Source organism: Rhizobium album (assembly GCF_003122325.1).
In the GTDB taxonomy this organism is placed as follows: Bacteria; Pseudomonadota; Alphaproteobacteria; order Rhizobiales; family Rhizobiaceae; genus Metarhizobium; species Metarhizobium album.
In genome coordinates, this window is sequence record NZ_QFBC01000057.1 from 1 (window position 1) to 1189 (window position 1189).

Genomic DNA, 1189 nt, shown 5'->3' on the forward strand with positions numbered 1-1189 from the left:
AAATGACGGGCTTCGAACTGCCGGCCGACGTCATCGAAAGTCTGCTGAAAGTTGGCCTTGTTGAATGGGGCCAGACCTTTTGCCAGTCGGACGAAAAGCACATCGAGGATTATCGCGACACGCTGCGCATGACCCGCGAAGGCTATGAGATCGAAGCGGAAGAGACGACTATCAGCTATGTCGCGCTGGCAGGCACATCCATTGTCCTCGCGAACACCGGAAACAGCCCGAACTCGCGTCAGACCGCTCGCATTCTCGTTGGCGCGTGGAACCAGCTTGTCGAAATCGCCATGGCCTCCACCACCGCGGAGGGCTCCGAGCCGTGACAGCCTATTACAACGAGATCGACCCTTACGCTGCGCAATGGCTGCGCAATCTTATTGCTGCCGGGCACATCGCGCCTGGCGATGTCGACGAAAGGAGCATCGTGGATGTCCAGCCAGACGACCTCAAAGGCTATACCCAATGCCATTTCTTCGCTGGTATCGGTGGATGGTCATACGCCGCCCGCCTCGCCGGATGGCACGATGACCGACCTCTTTGGACAGGTTCATGCCCCTGTCAGCCGTTCAGTGAAGCCGGCAGACGCAAAGGTCAGACGGATGAAAGACACCTCTGGCCAACGCTCTTCGAACTCATCCGTGCCCGCCGACCCGATGTCGTCATGGGAGAGCAGGTTGCGGCTGCGATTGGCCAAAATTGGCTCGACGGAGTGCATTCTGACTTGGAAGGCATCGGCTACTCCTGCGGGGCGACAGTTGTTCCGGCTTGCGCCGTCAACGCGCCGCACCGGAGAGATCGCCTTTGGTTTGTGGCCGACACCGCGCGTCCGGGTCAATCGCACGAGCCCGAATGCGCTCAACCCGAAGACGAAGGCAGGGCAGTCGTCTTCGTCCGCTCTAAGCTTGGAGCAGATAGCAGAAGTGATGATGGGGCTACTCCCACAGGAGGTTCGGACGGCACAAGTCGCGAACCGTCTTGGTCTTCGGCTGGATGGGCCACCGGCGCAGACGGGAAGACCCGGCGCGTTGAACCCGGCCTTAGCCTCTTGGTTGATGGGGTTCCCGCCAGAATGGGACGCCTGCGCGCCTACGGCAATGCCATCGTCCCGCAAGTCGCGGCCGAAGTGATCGGCGCCTACATGGAGATCGCAGCATGACGAACCCTGAAACCCCCTCCCCCAAGAACA

At 60.6% G+C, this 1189-nt stretch carries 2 protein-coding genes; both read left to right on the top strand.

Translation table 11 applies throughout. The annotated features are described in order from the left end of the window. Positions 1 to 326 (top strand): hypothetical protein (locus tag DEM27_RS34330; protein WP_165823745.1); only part of this gene is annotated, 326 nt, incomplete at its 5' end. Continuing rightward, entirely contained in the window at positions 323 to 1159 is an 837-nt protein-coding gene (locus DEM27_RS33385; protein ID WP_109462518.1) for a DNA cytosine methyltransferase, read from the top strand. The genes DEM27_RS34330 and DEM27_RS33385, both read left to right, overlap by 4 nt. The last annotated feature ends 30 nt before the right edge of the window (positions 1160 to 1189 follow it).